At 72.3% G+C, this 20,797-nt stretch carries 16 protein-coding genes; 9 read left to right on the top strand and 7 right to left on the bottom strand.

The features are described from left to right. The first annotated feature begins 73 nt into the window (after positions 1-73). Positions 74-508 (top strand): DUF6924 domain-containing protein, encoded by a 435-nt coding sequence (locus ACODT5_RS17405; protein WP_422520211.1) that lies wholly within the window; start codon positions 74-76, stop codon positions 506-508. On the opposite strand, the gene ACODT5_RS17400 is transcribed toward ACODT5_RS17405, so the two are convergent. Both ACODT5_RS17400 and ACODT5_RS17395 read right to left on the bottom strand, forming a co-directional pair. Next, complete coding sequence (locus ACODT5_RS17400) at positions 476-3,568, bottom strand: acyltransferase family protein (RefSeq protein WP_422520210.1); 3,093 nt, start codon at positions 3,566-3,568, stop codon at positions 476-478. The two genes, ACODT5_RS17405 and ACODT5_RS17400, sit on opposite strands and share 33 nt — an antisense overlap. A gap of 16 nt (positions 3,569-3,584) precedes the next feature. Continuing rightward, positions 3,585-5,324: a glycosyltransferase family 2 protein gene (locus ACODT5_RS17395; protein ID WP_422520209.1), complete on the bottom strand. Its 1,740-nt coding sequence runs from the start codon at positions 5,322-5,324 to the stop codon at positions 3,585-3,587. A 292-nt stretch (positions 5,325-5,616) separates the two neighbouring features. On the opposite strand from ACODT5_RS17395, the gene ACODT5_RS17390 reads away from it, so the two are divergent. Further along, entirely contained in the window at positions 5,617-6,171 is a 555-nt protein-coding gene (locus tag ACODT5_RS17390; protein ID WP_422520208.1) for a hypothetical protein, read from the top strand. Between the two features lie 143 nt (positions 6,172-6,314). On the opposite strand, the gene ACODT5_RS17385 is transcribed toward ACODT5_RS17390, so the two are convergent. Beyond that, positions 6,315-9,224 carry a collagenase gene (locus tag ACODT5_RS17385; RefSeq protein ID WP_422520207.1) on the bottom strand — a complete coding sequence of 970 codons (2,910 nt, stop codon included), beginning with the start codon at positions 9,222-9,224 and terminating at the stop codon, positions 6,315-6,317. A 539-nt stretch (positions 9,225-9,763) separates the two neighbouring features. Here ACODT5_RS17385 and ACODT5_RS17380 point away from each other — a divergent pair. Then, positions 9,764-10,981 carry a serine hydrolase domain-containing protein gene (locus ACODT5_RS17380; protein WP_422520206.1) on the top strand — a complete coding sequence of 406 codons (1,218 nt, stop codon included), beginning with the start codon at positions 9,764-9,766 and terminating at the stop codon, positions 10,979-10,981. A gap of 23 nt (positions 10,982-11,004) precedes the next feature. After that, complete coding sequence (locus ACODT5_RS17375) at positions 11,005-11,871, top strand: alpha/beta hydrolase family protein (RefSeq protein WP_422520205.1); 867 nt, start codon at positions 11,005-11,007, stop codon at positions 11,869-11,871. A gap of 21 nt (positions 11,872-11,892) precedes the next feature. Here the strand turns inward: ACODT5_RS17375 and ACODT5_RS17370 are convergent, their stop codons facing one another. Further along, positions 11,893-12,546, bottom strand: coding sequence for a TOPRIM nucleotidyl transferase/hydrolase domain-containing protein (locus tag ACODT5_RS17370; RefSeq protein ID WP_422520204.1), 654 nt, complete (start codon positions 12,544-12,546; stop codon positions 11,893-11,895). A 158-nt stretch (positions 12,547-12,704) separates the two neighbouring features. Between ACODT5_RS17370 and ACODT5_RS17365 the strand changes: the two genes are divergently transcribed. The 3 genes from ACODT5_RS17365 to ACODT5_RS17355 are packed head-to-tail and all read left to right on the top strand — an operon-like array spanning position 12,705 to position 16,233. Continuing rightward, positions 12,705-14,381 (top strand): NAD(P)/FAD-dependent oxidoreductase, encoded by a 1,677-nt coding sequence (locus tag ACODT5_RS17365; RefSeq protein WP_422520203.1) that lies wholly within the window; start codon positions 12,705-12,707, stop codon positions 14,379-14,381. An 11-nt stretch (positions 14,382-14,392) separates the two neighbouring features. Continuing rightward, the gene (locus tag ACODT5_RS17360; protein WP_422524948.1) at positions 14,393-15,883 is read left to right on the top strand and encodes an ATP-binding protein; all 1,491 of its coding nucleotides are present in this window, start codon (positions 14,393-14,395) and stop codon (positions 15,881-15,883) included. Then, a complete protein-coding gene (locus ACODT5_RS17355; RefSeq protein ID WP_422520202.1) occupies positions 15,880-16,233 on the top strand; it encodes a UBP-type zinc finger domain-containing protein in 354 nt (117 codons plus the stop codon). Before ACODT5_RS17360 ends, ACODT5_RS17355 begins: the two co-directional genes overlap by 4 nt. Before the next feature lie 34 nt (positions 16,234-16,267). Here the strand turns inward: ACODT5_RS17355 and cynS are convergent, their stop codons facing one another. Then, positions 16,268-16,738, bottom strand: coding sequence for a cyanase (gene cynS, locus ACODT5_RS17350; protein ID WP_422520201.1), 471 nt, complete (start codon positions 16,736-16,738; stop codon positions 16,268-16,270). 105 nt (positions 16,739-16,843) lie between these two features. After that, positions 16,844-17,443 (bottom strand): carbonic anhydrase, encoded by a 600-nt coding sequence (locus ACODT5_RS17345; protein WP_422520200.1) that lies wholly within the window; start codon positions 17,441-17,443, stop codon positions 16,844-16,846. Positions 17,444-17,566: 123 nt separating this feature from the next. Between ACODT5_RS17345 and cynR the strand changes: the two genes are divergently transcribed. Continuing rightward, complete coding sequence (gene cynR, locus ACODT5_RS17340) at positions 17,567-18,475, top strand: transcriptional regulator CynR (protein WP_422520199.1); 909 nt, start codon at positions 17,567-17,569, stop codon at positions 18,473-18,475. On the opposite strand, the gene ACODT5_RS17335 is transcribed toward cynR, so the two are convergent. Continuing rightward, positions 18,460-19,515 (bottom strand): helix-turn-helix transcriptional regulator, encoded by a 1,056-nt coding sequence (locus ACODT5_RS17335; RefSeq protein WP_422520198.1) that lies wholly within the window; start codon positions 19,513-19,515, stop codon positions 18,460-18,462. The two genes, cynR and ACODT5_RS17335, sit on opposite strands and share 16 nt — an antisense overlap. Before the next feature lie 311 nt (positions 19,516-19,826). Between ACODT5_RS17335 and ACODT5_RS17330 the strand changes: the two genes are divergently transcribed. Further along, positions 19,827-20,639: an alpha/beta fold hydrolase gene (locus ACODT5_RS17330; protein ID WP_422520197.1), complete on the top strand. Its 813-nt coding sequence runs from the start codon at positions 19,827-19,829 to the stop codon at positions 20,637-20,639. The last annotated feature ends 158 nt before the right edge of the window (positions 20,640-20,797 follow it).

Raw genomic sequence — 20,797 nt, 5'->3', positions numbered from 1 at the left:
GCCGGTCAGCGCTCGCCGGGCAGGGACGGCGCGCCGAGGGCCGATGCCACCACCGGGTGGGAGCATCGGCCCCATGCCCCTTCCCCTTCCTCTTCCTCGGCCCGATGACCTGACCTCGCTGGTGCTGCGCACGCACTTCGGCGACGAGCGAGCCTGGGACGCGCTGCGGACCGGGATCGACGGCGCCGACGAGTGGTGCCACGCCACGTACGTCAGCGACGTCCGCTTCAGGGAGGTGGATGTTCGGGCGCTGCTGGAGCAAGAGGCCGCCGTGGAGGAACACGAGCAGATCAACCACCTGTTCCTGGCGGACGCGACCGCGCTGGAGGATCCGGTCCCCCTGCTCCTGGCAGTGGACCTGTGGGCCGAACCCGGGCGGACGTTCAGGGTCCCGGTCCGGTGGTTTCCCGACGTGTCGGCCAACCTCAGCCTTTCGAACATGGACTTCGCGGAGTACGCCGACGCCGCCGACGGATCAGGGACGTTCCGCGGATTCGGAGCGGACTGACCCCTCACCGCCGAGTCGAGGCCGGGTGGAGACGGTCACCCGGTCGACCCGCATCGGGTGGCCCGGTTCGGTGCCCGGGCCCGGGGTCGCGCCGTCGGCGAGGGGGAGGGCGCCGCCGATGGCCACGTTGAGGATCAGGAACAGTCCGTGGTCCACCGCCCGCTTCCACGTGCCCGGGTCCATACCGGATGCGGCCACCCGGTGGTGCACCCGGCCGTCCAGATACCAGCGCACCTCCTCGGCGCCGGGGGAGCGGTCGACCTCGACGGCGTACGTGTGGAAGCCCGTACGGCAGTCCCCGCAGGCCTGCGGGCCCGAACTCAGGCCCGCCGGCTCCCGGCACGGGCCGCCCTGGAGGGTCCCGCAGTGCATGGTCGCGAACACGCTGTCCCGGCCGTTGACCGATTCCATGATGTCGAGCTCCCCGATGCCCGGCCAGCCCGTGTACCCGTCGCGCAGCGGCGCCCCGAGGGTCCAGAACGCCGGCCAGTAGCCCGCCGCCTTGGCGCCGGTCACCTCGGGCAGGGCGATCGCCGCCTCGATCCGCAGGGTTCCGCCGGGCGGGGCCGCGAAGTCGGAGCGCCGGGTTTCGATGCGGCCCGAACTCCACGCGCCGTCCGTGCGGGTGGGGACGATCTCCAGCGCGCCCTTGCCGTCGAGGCGGACGTTGTCGGTCGAGTCGGTCATCGTCTCGATCTCACCCGTCCCCCACTGGGGTGCGGGGCAGCCCGGGTAGCAAGTACCGGTGTCGTGAACCCAGTTGGCAGCGGAGGGTGGGCTGCCCGCGGGACCGTCGAACCCGTCGCGGAACACCTCGGTCCACCCCGACGGCAGCGCCTCGCCGGATGCGGCCCCGGCCCTGCCCGCGGCGGGAAGCGCCCCGGAGTCCGTGAGCAGCCGTTCCAGCCGGAGGGTCAGGACGACGACCGCCACGTTGGTGAGGTGGGCGTCGTCCCGGTAGAGCAGGATGCGGTCCAGTACGGCCGGGCACGTGGGCCCGTCGCCCGGGCACAGGACCGGATTCACGCTCACGGTGCGTACACCGGGCAGGGCGCCGGAGGCGACCAGCCGGGCCAGCGGATCGGGCTGGTAGGCGTTCGTACGGTTGAACGCGCAGGCGGCGGGCTCCTCGGGGCTGCCGGAGACGCACGCGGGGACGTCCGTACCCGGAACGGGGGTGTCCTCGATGTAGACGATCGGCACACCGATCGCCCGCAGGGGCGCGAGGGTCTTCTCCCAGCCCTCGGCGAGGACTGCGGAGTCGGCGGTGTAGCGGTTGAGGGAGGAGATCACGATGAGCCGGGGCTTCGGCTGCTGCCGCAGCCGCTCCAGGGTGTCGGCGCGCCAGGTGTCGCACTCCCGGTAGGCGCGGCCGAGCTGGGGACTGTTCACGGCCAGCTGCGGCAGTGGGCAGCCCTGCTTCACGAACTCCTGCAGGGCCCAGCCCCGTTGCGAGGCCATGGCCAGCATCGCCGAGAACCACTGGCCCGCGTGCGAATCGCCGAGCAGCACGATCCGGTCCGGACTGTCCACCGCACCGAACAGGCAGTCCGGGCTGCGCGTCACGGCCGGGGCCACCTCGCACTCCCCGTCCGGCGGGAAGTCCTTACGTGCCTGCGCGGGAGCCGGCACGATCGGGCCGGCCTCCAGCGGCGCGGAGCCCGAACGGGCGAGCAGGTGCGGGCCGGAGGCGGCGCCCGGGGGCAGCCCGCCCAGGTGGACGGGCGTCGCCGGACCCAGCAGGTTCAGTGTGGTGGTGCCCACCACGAGCGCCAGGACCACCGGCAGGACCACGGCCGTGATGCCCACCGACAGCCCGCGGCGCGGGAGTTCGGAGACGGTGCGGCTGCGGCGCAGCGGCTGCTCGACCCAGCGCATGGTCGCGTAGGCGGGGAGGGCGGCGGCCAGCGTGAGCGCGGCCTTCACCGGCCAGTCCTGGGGGCCGAACCGGGCCTCGGCGAGGACCAGCACCGGCCAGTGCCACAGGTACAGGGTGTAGGAGAGCCGACCCACCGCCCGGGGACCCCGCCCCGCGAGCAGCCGGCCGATCCCGTAGATCCCCGGCGTGCTGCGCTCGCCCCGGCCGGGTATCGCGGCGAGGATCACCGCGGCCGCACCGAGCGTCGGAACCAGGGCCGCGTATCCGGGGTAGGGCGTGGCCGCGTCGTAGGCGAAGACGCTCCAGACGATCGCCGCGCCCCCGGCCCAGCCGCACAGCAGCCGCAGCGGGCGCGGGCCGCGCATGAGGTGCCAGGGCAACAGGGCCACCAGCGCGCCGACGCCGAACTGCCAGACCCGCGAGGGCGTGGCGAGGTAGGCGAGGGAGGGGGAGTGCTCCGTCCAGCGCAGCGACAGCGCGAACGAAGCGAGCACGACCGGGACGGCCGCCAGGGCCACGGCGGAGCGCACGGCGCGGCCCCGGCGCACGGCCCGGGCCGCGCCGAGCACGATCAGGGCGAGCAGCGGCGCCCACACGAGGTAGAACTGCTCCTCGACGGCGAGGGACCAGAAGTGCAGGAGCGGGCTCTGCTCGTGCCCGGCGGCGAGGTAGTCGGTCCGCTGCGCGACGAAGCGCCAGTTGGCGGCGGAGAGCGCCGCCACGACCACGTCGTACTCCAGGTCGGCGCGGCGCAGCGGCACGGTCAGCCAGGCACCGGCCAGGGCCACCGCGCCGAGGACGACGGCGGCGGACGGCAGGAGCCGGCGGGCCCGCCGGGAGAAGAAGTCCAGGAGCCGGATCCGGCCGGTGGTGATCGCCTCGCGGACGAGCAGGCCGGTGATGAGGTAGCCGGAGACGACGAAGAAGACGTCCACGCCGACGAAACCGCCCGCGAGCCCCGGAACCCCGGCGTGGAAGGCGAGGACCGCGAGGACGGCGACGGCGCGCAGCCCCTCGATGTCGGGCCGGAACGCCGAGCGGTGCGGGCTGGGCCCGGACTCGCCGCCGGAGCGGGCCCGGGCACCCGGGGGGCCGGGCGGCGGGGCGGTGTCGCGCGGAGGTTCGCGCCGCGCATCGGGCGCCGGCGAGGACGGCGAGGGGGATGGTGCGGGGGAGTGCATGGTGGTGTGGAGCCTTTCAACTCAGCCAGGGAAGCATGGGGTTGACCCACCCGGATGCCACCAGGCCGGTGAGCAGGAGCACCGCCGAGGCGGCGAGGGTCTCGGGCCAGCGGCGCGGCAGCACGCCGGTGCGGGAGCGGTCGGCGAAGGCCCGTACGAGGCTGCGCGGGCGGCGGCCACCGGCCCGAGCCGGGCCGGCCCCGGCGGAGGTCTCCTCGCGCCTCGAGGGTGTCCCCGGACGCAGCTCGGTGATCAGGTCGCGGACCAGCGGGCCGTTGATCTGGCACTGGACCAGGAAGTAGAGGAGCAGACCCCAGTTGGGCTCCCAGCCGTTGCGGGCCACGGCCAGCGCCAGGCCCGCCCCGGCCGCGCCGTTGGAGAGGACCAGCCAGAGCAGCGAGACGCCCACCACCCGGCGGGCCATCCCGCCGGAACGGGCGGGGCCGCGGGTGCCGGTGGGCACCCAGTCGGCGCTGCGGCCGCGCAGGGTGTGCAGGAAGGCGGTGGCGGCGGCGACGCTCGTCAGGACGTTCGCGCGGATCACCTCGACCCGCCAGCGGGTCCTGCTGATCCGGGGCAGCAGCACGTGCCAGAGCCACAGCGGGGCGAGCAGCGGCAGGACGTGCCAGGGCCGGATGTCGTCCGGGTACCAGAACATCATCACCAGGGGCGGCAGCGGCGCCGCGAAGGTGTTCACGGCGGCGGCCAGGTAGCCGACGATGCCCTCGTAGAAGCACAGCCGCATCCGCCAGGGCGCGCCCATCCCCCGCAGGACGGGCGAGGTGAGCAGGTGGAGGTTGCCCATCGCCCACCGGTACTGCTGGTTGACGAAGGAGGTGACCTCGTCGGGGGAGGTGCCCTTGGCGACCAGGACCGGTACGTACAGGGTGCGGAACCCCTGCGCGTGCAGGGCGAGGCCGGTGTACAGGTCCTCGCTGTGGTCGAGGCGGGCGAAGCCGCCGGCCAGGTCGATGGCGGCGCGCCGGTAGACGGCGTTGCTGCCGCAGCAGATGGCGGCGTCGCTCGCGTCCCGGGACGGCTGGATCCAGCGGAAGAACCACTCCTGGGCGGAGCCCGCGGCCCGCTGGATCCAGCCCATGCTGCCGTCGGTGTCGAAGCACTGCGGGCTCTGCACGATCCCGACGCCCGGGTCGGCCATGTAGGGCACGAGGTGGCGCAGGAAGTCCGGCCGGGGCGCGAAGTCGGCGTCGAGGATGGCGATGAACTCGGCGCTGCTCAGGGTCAGCGCGTGATTGAGGTTGCCGGCCTTCTTCAGGTGCCCCCGGTCGGGCCGTACGACGTACTCGTACCCGTACGAGGCCGCCAGCGCGGCGACTTCGGGCCGGTCGGCGTCGTCCAGGACCCAAGTGGTCAGCGCGCCCGGCCAGTCGACGGCCGAGACCGCCCGGTAGGCGTTGTCCAGGACGGGGAGCGGCTCGCCGCAGGTCGGCAAGTAGAGGTCCACGCGCGGCAGTCGGGCGGGCTGCCAGGCATGGACGAGCACCTCGTGCGAGGGCCGGGTCAGCCTGCGCTGGCGCAGGCTGTTCACCGAGGAGAGGACGAGGGCGACCAGGTTGAGCCCCAGGACTGCGAGGAAGGCCCACAGGGCCGGAGTGCGCAGCGCGAAGGTGAACATGGTCGCTGCGGTGAAGACGAAGGCGAGGCTGGTGCTGATGAGGACCCAGCGTCGTTGCGGGCCGAAGTACCAGTAGAGCTCTTCGTCGGAAGGGGGTTGCGGAAGGTGAGACAAGGTCATAAATCCCTCAACAGCTGTTTTTGCGCCTGTTTCAGGTGGCCACCATAGCGCCAGAGGTATAGACCAATTGTTTCAGCGTGACCAACACGTCTAATCGGCCACGGGATTGGCGCATCTCATGTGGTCCAGACCTGTGTTCTGATCATTCGACCCGCCGCACCGCCTCCGGCCGGGAAGATGCAGGTCACGGGGGAGTGAACAGACACCGAAGACTTGCGTGGCCGGGGTGGACCCTGCGGCGGCCTTCTCCTCCGGCCGGACCGGTGCCGCCTCAACCCGCTACGCTCCGGGCGTGCTTGAGAATCCGGGCAAGGGAAGCGCCGCCGATCCGCCCGCGTGGTGGTCGCCGCCGCGGATGGTCGGTGGACACGTCACGGGGCCGGTGGTGATCGGCCGGACGGACGGGGTCGTGGTGGTGGCCCGGCAGGTCCTGGCCTATCCGGTCGGGCTCGAGATCGAGGTGGAGGCCCACGCGCGCGGCGCGGCCTCCCCTCCGGGCGAGGGGGCCCCGCCCGGTCCCGTCGGCTTCACGGGGCCCGCGCGGCCGGCCTTCCGTCTCCGGCTCCCCGACGGCCGGGACGTGGTGCAGGACGAGACGTCCGGGCTGCGGGACGGGCGCGGTCCGTCCCTGGTCGTCAGCGGTTCCGAGGGCAGCTGGGGCGGCCCGGAGGGCGGCGGGGACGTACGCCTGACGTTGTGGGTCCGGCCGCTGCCGCCGCCGGGCCCGCTCACGCTGTCGTGTACCTGGCCGGAACGGGGGCTTCGGCACGCCGCCCTGGTCCTGGACGGGGACGCGGTGCGCGCCGCGGCCCTCCGGGCCCGGCCGTTCTGGGCCGAGAAGGGGTGAGGCGCCGCCGGTGACGTGTCGGGGTCGAGGGGGAGCGGAGCGCCGCCGGTGACCTGGGGGCGTGGCCGCCGGAGGTGACGCGGGTCACGCGGAAGCGGCCCCACCCCTCCGAGGAGGGGTGGGGGCCGCCGTGGCGTCCGGGGTCAGAAGCGGCTGGAGACGGTGGCTCCGGCGAAGTCCTGGGCGGCGTGCAGGCTGACGTAGAGGTAGCCGGCCGGCGGGTTGTTGATGGTCAGGGTCTCGGTGTTGCCGGCCTGGGCCGAGCGGGTGGTGTAGTTGCTCGTGGTGGCCCAGGTGGTGGGGCTGTAGTAGAGGTCGGCGTTGCCGGTGCCGCCCGAGACGGTGATCTTCAGGGAGGCGGTGCCGGCGGGGACGTTCACGTAGAAGTAGCGGTAGTTCCCGGCGGTCGCCGAGACGTTGGAGCGGCTGCAGTCCGCACCCAGCACCCGGATGTCGGCGTCGGCGCACTCCACCTGGGCCGTCCCGAACTGGGTCGAGACGGTGACGCCCGCGAAGCCCTGGACGGCGTGCAGGCTGATGTAGACGCGCCCGGCCGCGGGGTTGTTGATGGTGAGGGACTCGCTGTTGCCGCTCTGCGCCGAGCGGGCGGTGTAGTTGCTGGTGGTGGCCCAGCCGCTGGGGCTGTAGTAGAGGTCGGCGTTGCCGGTGCCGCCGGAGACGGCGATCTTGAGGGAGACGGTGCCGGCCGGGACGTCCAGGTAGAAGTACCCGTAGTTCCCGGTCGTGGCCGAGACGTTGGAGCGGTGGCAGTTGTCACCCAGCACCCGGACGTCGGGGCTGGTGCATTCGCCGGGCCCGGCGCTGCCGACCGTGACCGCCTTGCTGGTGGTGGCGGTGGCGCCCTTGTTGTCGGTGACCGTGAGCTTGACGGTGTAAGTACCCGCCGCCGCATAGGTCTTGGCCGGGTTGGCGGAGGTGGAGGTGGTGCCGTCACCGAAGTTCCAGGCGCGGGAGGCGATGGTGCCGTCCGCGTCCGTGGAGGTGTCGGTGAAGGTGACCGCCAGGGCGTTCACGGCGGAGGTGAACCCGGCCACCGGGGCCTGGTTGGCCGGCGGGTTGGTGGTGCCGCCGCAGTCTCCGGCCGCGCACTTGACCAGCCACGCGGCGAAGTCGGCGTCGTAGCGGGTGCCGATGGTGGAGGTGAGCAGGGTGCGGGCGGCCGCCCAGTTGCCGGTGCGGTAGTGGCCGAGCAGCGTGGCCACGTCCTGCGGGTGCGACTGGACCAGGTAGCGGACCGCCAGGTAGCCCCAGCGGTAGACGCGGGTGGAGTCGGAGTTGTCGTAGGTGGTGTCGAACAGCGTGCTGAGCTTGTAGGTGTTCTTGCCCGCCTCGGCGGCGGCCTGGTCGTAGGCGACGCCCCGGTACGAGTACGAGATGTACTCGGCCAGACCCTCGACCCACATCACGGTCGGGGTGGTCATCCCGGCGTTGAAGTCGCCGTACATGTTGTAACGGCCGTCGAGGTAGTGCGTGTACTCGTGGTTGAGGTTCCAGATCTGGAACTCCGGCCGCACCCACTCCGCCTCGTAGGCGATGAAGCGCGGCTGGTTCCCGGTGACCGAGGGGTCGCCCTCCAGGTACATGCCGCCGTTGCTGGTGCTGATCCCGAAGATGACACCGGCGTAGGCCTGGTAGTCGGTGCTGGAGTCGAAGGCCACCACTTCGAGCGCGGTGTTCTTGTCGTTGGCGACCGGGCCGTTGTCCTTGACCACGTTGTGGAAGAAGGCGTCCTGGTTGGCCAGGCTGGTACAGCTCGCGGCGAGCTCGGCGGTCGTCATCTGCTGTGCGACGATCCGCAGGCTCGGGCTACAGGTGTGGTTGACCGTCAGGACGGCGGCACGCACCCGCGCCGGCAGGTCGCAGGTCCCGTAGGAGGAACAGTTGGACGCGTCGTACGAGGCGGTCATCTCGGCGAGCGGCACCCACAGCGAGGAGGTCCGCCCGGTGATCGAGGTGCGGTCCAGCAGCTGCTTGACGAGCGGCCGTACGGTCGCCTGGAGCGCCGAGTGCTGGAGGAAGCGGCCCAGTTCCCGGCCGGCGTTGGCCGTCAGGTAGCTCCTGTCCGTGCCCAGCAGGGCATCGTGGGTGACGGCGAAGTCGCGCAGCACCGTCAAGATGCTGGGGTCGGCCTGCACGGCGGGCAGGAACTCGGCGGTCTGGTGACCGCGGAAGAGCACCGTGTAGGCGTTGTTGACCGCGGCGACCATCGACGAGGAGCTGTTGTACGAGGAGTTGTAGCCGGTCAGCAGCCGCTTGGCGACGCCGAGGTAGCGCGCGTTCTCCTGGGCGCTGTCGATCAGGATGACGCTCTCGCCCAGGGTCGGGCCGTTGGCATCGGTCACGTCGGCCGCACGCGGAGCGGCGAAGAAGGTGTCCAGTGCGCCCCGGATCGAGCTCTTCAGGGCCGGGCCGTAGGCCCCGACGGTGGACTCGTTGTACCACTGCACGTAGTAACCGGCGCGCAGGAAGAGCACGAGCTGCCCGGTCTTGGTGCTGTTGTCACCGGGGTAGGTGGCGGCGGAGGCGCGCAGGGCGTCGGCCACCGAGACCATCTGAGCCTCGCGGAACGCGGCCTGCGCGTCGTTGCCCTTGAGCAGGAACAGCGAGTTCACGCAGTCCATCTCGGAGGCCTTGATCTGCTGGACCAGCGCGGCCCCGGTCTTCGAGGTGAAGTCCGCGACGTTGCAGGCCGCGGCGAGGGCCTCGGCCGCGGCGGCGGCGCCGGGCGCCAACTTCGCCTTGGAAGACTGCTGTTCGGTGCGCGCGGCCTCCTTGGTGGCCCGCAGCGGGGCGCGCTGGGACAGGTCCGCGTCCGGGCGGGCGGCGTGCTCGGCCCGGAGCGCGGCGGCTGCGGCGGCCGGGGTCGAGGGCTGCGGGGCGACGCCGGACTTCCAGGCGGGAGCGGGCGTGGCGGGCTTGGCCTCGCGCGCGAAGGCCTGGCCGACGGGGGCGAGCATCGTCAGGCCGAGGGAGCAGGCCAGGGCGGCTATGAGGGGCCGGGCACGGCCCTTCGTGGTGGGGGAACTTCGCATGGGGGGTGGGCCTCCGAGCCGGTCTGCGGCCGCGCTGGCAACGCGGCGGATGAGGGGTGCGGACCGTGACGTCGACGCGAGTTGGTGGGGATTTCAACTCTGTCGTGTACACGGCTATGCAGTGTGCGATGTAACATGGCACACATCACATGGCTCTGGAACCCCCGGGGCGGCACTGGGCAGTATCTGAGTGACCGTCACCTGTGGATGTGACGGAACGTCCGCCTGCTTCGCCCGGTTTCATCCCGGCTGCCCGGCACGGGACGTGGCGGCGGAGTCGTGGAGCCAACGGCCCGCTCCGGCAAGCCTCGAGGGGCGGGGGCCCGGTCGGGCGGCAGGCGCTCGCCCGGAGTCTCTACCCGGTCGCCGGGGTCGGATCAGGCCGACCGGGATTCCGGAGGTCCGCTGCTGCGGGGTGGCCGTGACGGGCCGGCATCGCCCCGACCGCGGCGGCCGCCCCGGACCCTGCCCCGGCCGCGCCGCGGGACGCCGCACGGCACCGCGTGCGGCGCATTGCGGTGACCGCCATACTGGACAACGTGAGGCGTACTCGTACGGTCTTGCTGTGCATCGCCGGTCTGATGGGCGCGGCCCTTCCGGCGGGGACCGCCGTCGGCCTGGAGGCGGCCGCCGCGGCTCCGGCTCCCGGGGCGTGCGTGAACTCTCCCGGCCCCGCCGAGGGCGACGCGCTCAAGGTGCTCACCATCGCGCAGCAGGCACAACGGGAGTTCGGTCTGAACTCGGTGGTGCTGCGGGTGTCCTCCGACGGCCGCGAGGTGCTCACCAAGGCCCTCGGGGAATCGATGACGGGTGTCCCGGCCGAGCCGGCCATGAAATTCCGTACGGGGTCCGTGGCCATCGTCTACATGGGCGCCGTGCTGCTCCAACTCGTCGACGAGGGCAAGGCCTCGCTCGACGATCCCGTGTCCCGCTGGCTCCCGGACGTGCCGCACGGATCCGAGATCACCCTGCGCATGCTGGGCAGTTCCACGTCCGGCCTGCACGACTACGTCACCGCACCGGCGTTCCTCGCCGAGTTGGAGGCCAAACCGTTCCGCCATTGGACGGCGGCCGAGGTCATCGGCATCGCGACGGAGAAGCCGCTCCTGTACGAGCCGGGCACCAACTGGAGCTATTCGCACGCCAACTTCGCACTGCTCGGCGAGGCGCTGGAGAAGATCAGCGGCCTCCCGCTGGACCGGCTGCTGAAGGAGCGCGTCTACGAACCGCTCGAACTGAGCGCGACCAGCAACCAGTACACCCCGCAGATCCCGGAACCGGCCCTGCACGCCTTCACCTCCGAGCGCGGCACCTACGAGGAGTCCACCTTCTGGAACCCCTCGTGGACCACCGCTCCCGGCGCCGTCCTCGTCCAGAACATCTGCGACCTGGACCGTTCCGCGCGCGCCGTCGGGACCGGGGAGCTGCTGTCCGCGAAGTCCTTCAAGACCCAGCTCGACCCGGGCACCATCGGCCTCGGCCACCCGACGGCCTCCTGCCCGGACACCGTCTGCCTCCTGACCAACACGGAGGCCCACCACTTCGGCCTGGGCGTGATCGTCGTCAACGGCTGGATCCTGACGAACCCCTCCTTCTCCGGCTACGCGGCCATCCAGGCCTACTTGCCGGCGGAGAAGCTCGCCATCTCCGTCACCGTGACCCAGGGGCCCAAGAGCCCCGCGGGCAATTCGGCCCAGGTCATAGCCGAGCGCATCTCCGCCGCCCTCGCCCCCGGACACGTGCTGAAGATGCGCTGACGCTCCTTCTGTACGATCCCGCCATGATCGCCTTCACCGCGGAACCGCTGATACGCGTCCTCCACGACGAATCCCGCCCGGACCTGCGAGAACCGGCCCGTCCGCGCCCGATCCGGCTGTACGTATGGGAGCCGTTTCGTGCCGGGGAAGCGCCCGCCCCGCTCGTCGTCGTCTCGCACGGCACCGGAGGCTCGGGCAGCGACATGGACTGGCTGGTACGCCCGTTGCGCGAGGCGGGGCTCCGGGTGATGGCCCTCGACCACCACGGCAACAACTTCGTCGACGGCTACGAGCCGGAGGGCTTCCTCCACCCCTGGGAACGGCCCAAGGACATCTCCTTCGCCCTCGACGCGCTCGCCGAGGAAGAGCCCCTGGGTCCGGTCGGCGTGGCGGGCTTCTCCATCGGCGGCTACACGGCCGCGGCGCTCGCCGGAGCCCGCATCGATCCGGGCATCCTGCTGGCCGTGTTCACGGGCGAGGCGCCCCTGCCGGAGATCCCCGAGTTCCCCGGCGTACTGGAGGCACTGCGCGCGAAGTACGCGCATGACGATGCGCCGGAGCGCACGCTGGTCCCTGCAGGCGACGACCTCTCCGACCCCCGGGTGCGGGCGGTCTTCCTGGTGTCCCCGGGAGTCGGCGCCCTGGTCACCCGGGAGAGCCTGGAGGCCGTACGGGTACCGGTCGCCATCCGCTGGGCCGGAGCCGACACGATCACCCCGTACACGATCGACACGAGGCCGTACCTGGAGCACATCCCCACCGCGAGCGGCCGCTCGGTCGGTCCCGCGGTCCGGCACGACGACTTCTTCGCCCCGGAGCCCGCCGATCCGACCGCCCGGGTACGGGCCGGCGAGGACGCGGCGGCCTTCTTCCTGGAACAACTGGGCTGAGCCCGGGCGGGGGCTGCCGGGTCAGAGGCTCGCGAGCAGGTCTTCGAGGGGCGCCGGTACGCGGTCCTCGTCGAGGGCCTCGACGAGGACACGGCCGTAGCGGATCTTGCGCCCCTTCTTCGTGCCGAGGAATCGCCGCACCTGCTGCTGCGCCGTGCGGCCCTGCTGCGCGGGCTGGCGCTGGAAGGTCCGCAGGGCACGGTGGTCCCCCTCCTCCCGGACGAGCTCCTCCACCCGGGGCACGCCCAGGGCGCGGATGAGCTCGTCCTCCAGGTCCGCCGCGCAGACGAAGAACCCCTGCGGCTCGGCTCCGGCCCGCTCCCAGCCGCGCACGTAGAAGTCGCGCTCCGCCTCGTCGCACAGGCCCGTGAGGCGCAGGCCCAGCCCCTGCGGTCCGAGGAACCCGGCGAAGCGCGCGACGCTCATCGCACCGCCCATCGGCAGGACGCAGACCCCTTCGGCGGCCAGGTTCCGGCCCCGCCTCGCGGCCAGGGCGTCGACCGCTTCGGCGTCGCTCGCCCCCTCGAGCAGCACGACGGTCCGTACGGGCAGCCGCGCCGCGAGCTCACGCGCCTCGTCCGCCGCCTTCCCGGCGTCCCCCACGTCACCGAGCCCACCGGCGTCACCGGCCGCCCACGCGGTCACCGCATCCCCGAACGCCACCATGTCAGCCATGGCACGAGTCTGATCCACTTCCGGCCGCCGCGGTACGGAATTTCCGCCGGTGAGGGCGCCCGCGCGGACCCGGACGATCGAACCTAGGATGGACGGGAACCGGGTGCGGGCGGCTCGCCGCGACGCCGCCAGTCCAGGCCGCTCGGGGCGGGAGAGCCATGACAGAGGTCGCCGAGACGGCACGGACCGTGATCCTGACCGTGGACGACGATCCGGGAGTGTCCCGGGCCATCGCCCGCGACCTGCGGCGGCGCTACGGCTCCGGGTACCGGATCGTGCGCGCCGAATCCGGAGAGTCCGCGCTGGAGGCGCTGCGCGAGCTGAAGCTCCGCGGCGACCTGGTGGCGGTGATCCTCGCCGACTACCGCATGCCGCAGATGAACGGCATCGAGTTCCTCGAAGAGGCCATCACCGTGTACCCGGGCGCGCGCCGCGTCCTGCTGACCGCCTACGCCGACACCAACGCGGCGATCGACGCGATCAACGTCGTCGATCTCGACCACTACCTCCTCAAACCGTGGGACCCGCCCGAGGAGAAGCTCTACCCGGTCGTGGACGACCTCCTCACCGCCTGGCGCACCGGCGACCACCGGCCCGTGCCCGCCACCAAGGTGGTCGGACACCGCTGGTCGGCCCCCTCGTCGAGCGTGCGGGAGTTCCTGGCCCGCAACCAGGTGCCCTACCGCTGGTACTCCTGCGAGGAGCCGGAAGGACAACGACTGCTGCGGGCGGCCGGGGCCGACGGACAGCGACTGCCCGTGGTGATCACCCCCGGTGGCACCGTACTGATCGAGCCGGCCGCACCCGACCTCGCCGCCCACGTGGGGCTGGCGACCACGCCGACCGCCGACTTCTACGACCTCGTCGTGATCGGCGGAGGCCCGGCCGGGCTCGGATCCGCGCTGTACGGGGCCTCCGAGGGACTCCGCACCGTACTGGTGGAGCGGTCCGCGACCGGCGGACAGGCCGGACAGAGCTCCCGCATCGAGAACTACCTCGGCTTCCCGGACGGAGTGTCCGGAGCCCAGCTCACCGAACGGGCCCGCCGCCAGGCCGGCCGGTTCGGCGCCGAGATCCTCACCGCACGCGAGGTCACCGCGCTGGAGGTCAACGGCGCGGCCCGCGTGGTCCGCTTCTCCGACGGCTCGGCGATCGGCGCCCAGAGCATCATCCTGGCGACCGGCGTCACCTACCGCCAGCTCGGCGCGCCGGGCTGCGACGGCCTCACCGGCCGCGGGGTGTACTACGGCTCCTCGCTCACCGAGGCCGCCTCCTGCCTGGAACAGGACGTGTACGTCGTCGGCGGCGCCAACTCCGCCGGCCAGGCGGCCATGTTCCTCGCCCGCGGCGCGAAATCGGTGACGGTGCTGGTGCGCGGGGATTCCCTGGCCGCGTCCATGTCGTACTACCTGATCCAGCAGATCGAGGAGATGCCCAACATCACGGTGCGCACCCGCACCACCGTCGAATCGGCGCACGGCGAAGGCCACCTGGAGCAGCTCACGCTGCGCGACGTGGACACCGGAGCGACCGAACTCGTCGACACCCAGTGGATGTTCGTCTTCATCGGCGCGGCCCCGCTCACCGACTGGCTGGACGGTACGGTGCTGCGCGACGACCACGGCTTCATCCTGGCCGGACCGGACCTCACCCCGGACGGGCGCCCGCCCGCCGCATGGGAACTGGACCGGCCGCCCTACCACCTGGAGACCAGCGTGCCCGGGGTGTTCGTGGCGGGCGACGCGCGCGCCCGGTCGGCGAAACGGGTCGCCTCAGCCGTCGGAGAGGGAGCCATGGCCGTGATGCTCGTCCACCGGTACCTGGAGGAGTCGTGAGCGGGCAGGCGATGCCCTGCTCCCCGCAGGAGATCGGCTCGCTCTTCCTCTTCGAGAAGCTGACCCCGGAGCAGCTCGGGCGGCTGTGCGCCGAGGGCCGCGTGGAGCGGTTCGACACCGGCCCCGTGTACACCGAGGGCGACCCCGCCACCTGCTTCTACGTGATGATCGAGGGCACCGTCGTCCTGTCCCGCCGGGTCGGCGGCGACGAGGTGGAGGTCGGCCGGACCTCCCAGCGCGGGGTGTACGCGGGGGCCATGCAGGCCTACCTGGGCGACCAGGTCCCGCAGACGTACAACAACTCGATGCGGGTGACCGAACAGACGCGGTTCTTCGTCCTGCCCGCGCAGTCCTTCTCGGACATCATGCGGGAATGGTTCCCGATGGCCGCGCACCTCCTGGAGGGGCTCTTCTTCGGCGCCAGGAGCACCCAGCAGGTCATCGGCCAGCGCGAACGGCTCCTCGCGCTGGGCTCCTTGTCCGCGGGCCTCACCCACGAGCTCAACAACCCTGCCGCGGCGGCCGTCCGGGCCACGGCCACCCTGCGCGAACGCGTGGGCAAGATGCGGCACAAACTGGCCCACATCTCCCAGGGGAACTACCCGCGCGAGGCGATCGCCGAGCTCATCGAGATCCAGGAACGCACCGTCGAACGCGTCGCCAAGGCCCCGGTGTTGAGCCCGCTGGAGGCCTCCGACCGGGAGGACGAGCTGGCCGACTGGCTGGAGGACCACGGCGTCCCCGAGGGCTGGCGGATCGCACCGGTCTTCGTCCAGGCCGGCCTGGACACGGACTGGCTGGAGCAGGTCGCGGCGAGCGTGGCCGAGGACCTCCTGCCGGCGGCGGTCGGCTGGCTCAACTACACGGTCGAGACCGAGCTGTTGATGGACGAGATCGACGACTCCACCACCCGCATCTCCCACCTCGTGGACGCCGCCAAGCAGTACTCGCAGCTCGACCGCGCCCCGCACCGGGTCGTCGACGTCCACGAACTCCTCGACAGCACCCTGCTGATGCTCTCCGGCAAGATCGGCCCCCGGATCCGGGTGGTCAAGGAGTACGACCGCTCCGTGCCGGACGTGCCGGCCTACCCCGCCGAACTCAACCAGGTGTGGACCAACCTCATCGACAACGCCGTCTTCGCCATCGGGAGCACGGACCGCGAGGGCACGCTGACGGTCCGCACGGCACGGGCGGGCGACCGGCTGCTCGTGGAGTTCCGCGACACCGGGCCCGGCATCCCGTCCGAGATCCGCAGCCGCATCTTCGACCCGTTCTTCACCACCAAACCCGTCGGTGAGGGCACCGGTCTCGGCCTGGACATCTCCTGGCGGATCGTCGTCAACAAGCACCACGGCAGCCTCCAGGTCGAGTCGGCCCCGGGGGACACCCGCTTCCAGGTACTGCTCCCGCTGACCGCCCCGGAACCCGATCCCGACACGGATACCGCCAACGCCAACGCCAACGCCACCGATCCCGAGCCCTCCGAGGAGCCCGTATGACCGCCATCGACGGAGTCGACCCGAGCGTCCCGCCCTCCGGCAGCGGCTGCGTCGAATGCGATGCGTTGGGCGGCTGGTGGTTCCACCTGCGGCGCTGCGCCCAGTGCGGCCACATCGGCTGCTGCGACTCCTCGCCGGCCCAGCACGCCACCGCGCACTGGAACTCCACCGGCCACCCCCTGGTGCAGAGCTACGAACCGGGCGAGGACTGGTTCTGGGACTATGCCGCGGGCGAGCTGTACGAGTCCGGCCCCGAGCTGACCCCGCCGTCCGGCCACCCCGCCGACCAGCCGGCCCCGGGCCCGGCCGACCGGCTCCCCGAGGACTGGACCCGCAGGCTCCACCGCTGATCCGGGCGGATCGGGGCGGATCGGGTAAGGCGGATCAGAAGGGCTTGGTCGGCAGGTACTTGCCGTCCAGGGTGATGACCGCACGCTCGCCGCCGTCCGGGTCGGCGACCTTCTTCACGTCGAGCTTGAAGTTGATCGCGGAGACGATGCCGTCGCCGAGCTGCTCGTGGACCAGGGCCTTCAGCGTGGTGCCGTAGACCTGGAGCATCTCGTAGAAGCGGTAGATCGTCGGGTCGGTGGGGACGCCGCCCGGGACCGAGCCGCGCGTCGGGATGGTCTGCAGCAGCCGCGCGTCGTCGGAGTCCAGGCCCAGGAGGGCGGCCACGGCCTCGGCCGAGGCCCGGGGCAGCGGGTGCTGGCCGAGGACGGCCGCGGTGACGAAGGCCACCGACAGGCCGGCGGCGTCCGCGATGCGCTGCCAGGTCAGGTCCTCGCGGATCTTGGCGTCCACGGCCTTGACGGCCAGGGCCTGACGGGCGGTGTTGTCGAACTGGGCGTGCACCATGAGAGGGCTTCCTTTCGATGAGCCGCTCACCGGGTGTGGGGGAGAGCGGCGGATGGGGTGGGAGATGGGGGGAATGCGGGTCGGGGACCCGAGCGGTGGCGGCGGTCAGGCCGCGGGGGAGACCGTGCGGGGGGAGTCGAGCTCCTCCACGCCGCCGGCACGGATGTCGTAGACCCAGCCGCGCAGGGTCACCGATCCCGCGGCCAGGGCGCGGGCCACCGAGGGGTGGGTGGCCAGGTTCGCCAGCTGTGCGCGCACGTTCTCCCGTACCAGGGCATCGACCCCGCGCCCGTCCTCCTCGGCGCCGGTACGGGCGAGCGAGGCGTCCGCATGGCGCAGCCACCCGGCGACCGCCGGGGCGGCGCTGAGGTCGTGCCGCTCGGCCAGGGCCGTCATCGCGCCACAGGCGGAGTGCCCGCACACCACGATGTCGCTCACGCCCAGGACCGCGACGGCGTACTCGATACTGGCCGCCACCCCGTCCGTGCCGGGGGCGTGGGCGGGGACCAGGTTGCCGGCGGTACGGATGACGAACAGCTCGCCGGGCTCGCTCTGGGTGATCAGCTCCGGCACCACCCGGGCATCGGAGCAGCTGATGAACAGGGTGCGCGGCCGGTGGGCCGTCGCCAGCAGGGCGAAGAGCTCCGCCTTGGCCGGGTAGACCTCCCGCCGGAACTGCGCGACGCCCTCAATGAGGTCGTGCATGGTCACTCCCTTCGGTGACTGCCGACCCGTCGGGCCGACGAGATCCACCATGCACGACCTGCACCTATAGCGTCCAAGACGCATTGACCATTCCTCCTATAGATGCCATCTATACTCCGTCCCATGGCCCTGGAACTCCGTCACCTGCGCTACCTGCTCGCCGTCGCCGAACAGGCCAGCTTCACCCGCGCCGCCGAGGAGCTGCGGATCTCCCAGCCGACCCTGTCCCAGCAGATCAAGCAGCTCGAAGGCACCGTCGGCGTCCAGCTCCTGGACCGCACCGGCCGCGGCGGCGTCCGGCTCACCGACGCCGGGGAAACCTACGTCCACCACGCCCGCCGGGCCCTGCGTGACCTCGCCGCCGCCGAACGTGCCGTCCACGACGTCGCGGACCTCTCGCGCGGCCACCTCCGGCTGGCCGTGACGCCGACGTTCACCGCCTACCTCGTCGGGCCGCTGGCCGCGGAGCTCCACGCCCGCCACCCCGGCATCACCCTCGACGTCAGGGACATGGCCCAGGACCGCATCGAAGCCGGCCTGCTCGCCGACGAGCTCGACCTGGGGATCGCCTTCGACGGCCCGCACCTGCCCGGCATCGCCGCGACCCCGCTGTACGCCGAGACCCTCAGCCTCGTCACCGCCGCTCACCCCGCCACCGGCGGTTCGCAATCACCGCTGCCCGTAGTGGAGTTGGCGAGCCGTCAACTAGCGCTGCTCAGCGGTGATTTCGCGACCCGAGGCCATATCGACGCCTACCTGGCCGACCACCGGGTGCGGCCGCGCATCGCGGTGGAAGCCAATTCGGTCCAGACCCTCACCGAGATCGTCCAGCGCACCGACCTCGCGACCGTCCTGCCCGACGCGGTCACGGAGGACCACCCCCACCTCGCGCCGATCCCCCTCGAACCGGCCCTGCCCACCCGCACGGTCGCCCTACTCGGACGCGAGAACGCCTACCGGAGCGCCGCCGCGGGCGCGTTCACCCGGATCGCCCACCACCACGTCCGAGCCCGCGGCTACACCCCGGCCTGAGCATCCCCGCCGCGTCCGGCGCGGCGCAGAGCGGCGGGTGTGGTGCCGTACCAGCGCTTGACGGCCCGGCGCAGGGCGCGGGCGTCGGCGTAGCCGCTCCGGGCGGCGATCGAGTCGACACTGAGATCGGTGCCGTGGAGCAGCCGGGCGATGTGGTCCCGGCGCACGGCTTCGACCTCCTCGCTCCACGTCGTGCCGTGCTCCTCGAGGCGGCGCTGGAGGGTCCGCGCGCTGATGGTCATGCGCTGCGCCACCGAGGCCAGCGTCGGCGCACCGCTGTCGTGGGCGGAGGCCAGGGCGGTACGGAACAGGTCCAGCCAGCCGTGCAGCGGGATCGCTCCGGCGCGGGTCTGCTCGGCGTGCCGGCGGAGCACGGCCGACAGTCCGGGCTGGGCGTGCGGCGTCGGGGTGCTCAGGTTGGCGGCAAGGAAGGTGATCGAGCTGGCCGGGGCCTCGAACTCGATGTTCCGGGTGCCGTAGAGCTCGATCAGGACGTCGTGCCGCGGCGGCGCCTTGGCGGCGAGGGAGACCCGCAGGGGAACGAGGCACCGCCCGGCGGCTTCGCCGAGCCGGCGCCGGTACAGGCCGAGGGCGTAGCCGCGGATGCCGCAGGCCGCTTCGTGGGCCATGTCGGCCCGGTTGACGTGGCTGATGGTGACGCGTTCGCCGTCCTCGGTGATCCGCATGCCGTCGGTCAGGGGGTCGGCGACGGCGGCGAAATAGGCCGCGGCGTCCCGGATCCCCTCGAGCGGGGTGGGCGCGGAGGTGATCAGGTAGTCCCAGACCCCGAGGGTGCCGATGCCCGACTCCCGCGCCAACAGCACGGACATCTCGGTCCAGTGGGCGTGGACCGTCGTGAGCTCCGCGATCCGGATGGCCGTCGCCGAGGGGGTGCGGAACAGGTCGTCGTTGAGGTGCTGTGGCGCCATGCCCGGCAAGTGGGCGTATCCGTGCGGGCGTATGCCGACCAGTTGCGCGACGTTGACGCTCAGGCGGGCGAGGGCGGAGGAGGTTGTCCCCTGATGTGCGTGCGAGACCACAGCGGCAGAGCATAGTCGAGCGTGAATGACCAGGTCATCGCGGGGGTTTGGCCCCCACGGTCCCCAACACGGCGTGCGCGGTCCCCCCATGACGCCTCCGGTCCCCTTTCCGGCGCGTGCTGCCATGGGAGAGGTGAACTGGTGGCCCATAGAGTGGCGTTCGTTCCCGCACGGCATGGCATGGCACGGCACGGACGCATCAGAGCCCCCTCACGGGGGTGGGGGGCTCGCTGTCCGGCCACACGGGGGTCGGCTCCCGGCCGCCGCGCCGAGGGAGCGGGACAACGGAACCGGATGCTGGGGGAATCGACATGTTCACGGTGGTCTCGTCCGACGGTACGGAGATCGCAGCCGAGCGCCACGGCGCCACGGGCCCCGTACTCATCCTGGTCGGCGGCACCTTGATGACCCGGGCCCGGCACGCACCGCTCGCGGCCCTCCTGGCACGGGAGTTCAGCGTCGTCAACTACGACCGGCGGGGCCGCGGTGACAGCGGCGACCACCCCGACTACGCGGTGCAGCGCGAGGTGGACGACATCGACGCGCTGATCGAGCACGTGGGCGGACCGGTGCTGCTCTTCGGGATGTCCTCCGGAGCCGTACTGGCCCTGGAGGCCGTGGCCCGGGGCAGCTCGGTCCGCGCCCTGGCCCTCTACGAGCCGCCGTTCGTGGTCGACGCGACCCGCCCGCCGCTGCCCGCCGACTACGTGGACCGCCTGGAAGCGGCCCTCGTGCGGGGGAGCGCCACCGAGGCCCTCACCCACTTCCTGACGACGGGCCTGGCCATGCCCGCCGAGGCCATCGCCGGCATGCGGCGGACCCCGGTCTGGGCCGCGTGGGAGGCCGCCGCACCGACCCTGCCCTACGACGGCCGGCTGATGTCCGCCACCATGTCCGGCCGGCCGCTGCCCACCGACCGGTGGTCCTCGGTGAGCGTGCCCGTCCTGGTCGGGCACGGCGGCGCGGGCGAGACGTACACGGCCCACGCTGCGCAGGAACTCGCCTCCCACGGCGACAACTACACCCTGCACACCCTCCCCGGCCAGACACACGCCGTGGACCCGCAGGCCCTGGCGCCCGTCCTGACCGCCTTCTTCGCCGGCCTGCCGCTGGATGCGCAGTAGGCCATGGTGTAGGTCCGGCCGGTCCGCGTGGTGACGGCCCCGCGCGGCTGACGGTGGTGGTGACCCGGTCGTCGGAGGCGTCCACGTACCCGGCCACGGTCAGCCGGTGCCCGCCCTCGGTTTCCACCCGGTGCTCGGCGCCCGGCGCCGCGGGCGTC

The organism is Streptomyces tatrensis, from assembly GCF_049310065.1.
In the GTDB taxonomy this organism is placed as follows: Bacteria; Actinomycetota; Actinomycetes; order Streptomycetales; family Streptomycetaceae; genus Streptomyces.
The sequence above is the reverse complement of the archived record's forward strand: the minus strand, read 5'-3'. Positions and strand labels throughout refer to the sequence as shown.

Coding starts and splice junctions, on each gene's coding strand:
- ACODT5_RS17395 (WP_422520209.1), bottom strand. CDS start 5,324: ATGACCTTGTCTCACCTTCCGCAACCCCCTTCCGACGAAGAGCTCTAC.
- cynR (WP_422520199.1), top strand. CDS start 17,567: ATGGCCCTGGAACTCCGTCACCTGCGCTACCTGCTCGCCGTCGCCGAA.
- ACODT5_RS17375 (WP_422520205.1), top strand. CDS start 11,005: ATGATCGCCTTCACCGCGGAACCGCTGATACGCGTCCTCCACGACGAA.
- cynS (WP_422520201.1), bottom strand. CDS start 16,738: ATGGTGCACGCCCAGTTCGACAACACCGCCCGTCAGGCCCTGGCCGTC.
- ACODT5_RS17370 (WP_422520204.1), bottom strand. CDS start 12,546: ATGGCTGACATGGTGGCGTTCGGGGATGCGGTGACCGCGTGGGCGGCC.
- ACODT5_RS17360 (WP_422524948.1), top strand. CDS start 14,393: ATGCCCTGCTCCCCGCAGGAGATCGGCTCGCTCTTCCTCTTCGAGAAG.
- ACODT5_RS17355 (WP_422520202.1), top strand. CDS start 15,880: ATGACCGCCATCGACGGAGTCGACCCGAGCGTCCCGCCCTCCGGCAGC.
- ACODT5_RS17405 (WP_422520211.1), top strand. CDS start 74: ATGCCCCTTCCCCTTCCTCTTCCTCGGCCCGATGACCTGACCTCGCTG.
- ACODT5_RS17345 (WP_422520200.1), bottom strand. CDS start 17,443: ATGCACGACCTCATTGAGGGCGTCGCGCAGTTCCGGCGGGAGGTCTAC.
- ACODT5_RS17365 (WP_422520203.1), top strand. CDS start 12,705: ATGACAGAGGTCGCCGAGACGGCACGGACCGTGATCCTGACCGTGGAC.
- ACODT5_RS17400 (WP_422520210.1), bottom strand. CDS start 3,568: ATGCACTCCCCCGCACCATCCCCCTCGCCGTCCTCGCCGGCGCCCGAT.
- ACODT5_RS17385 (WP_422520207.1), bottom strand. CDS start 9,224: ATGCGAAGTTCCCCCACCACGAAGGGCCGTGCCCGGCCCCTCATAGCC.
- ACODT5_RS17330 (WP_422520197.1), top strand. CDS start 19,827: ATGTTCACGGTGGTCTCGTCCGACGGTACGGAGATCGCAGCCGAGCGC.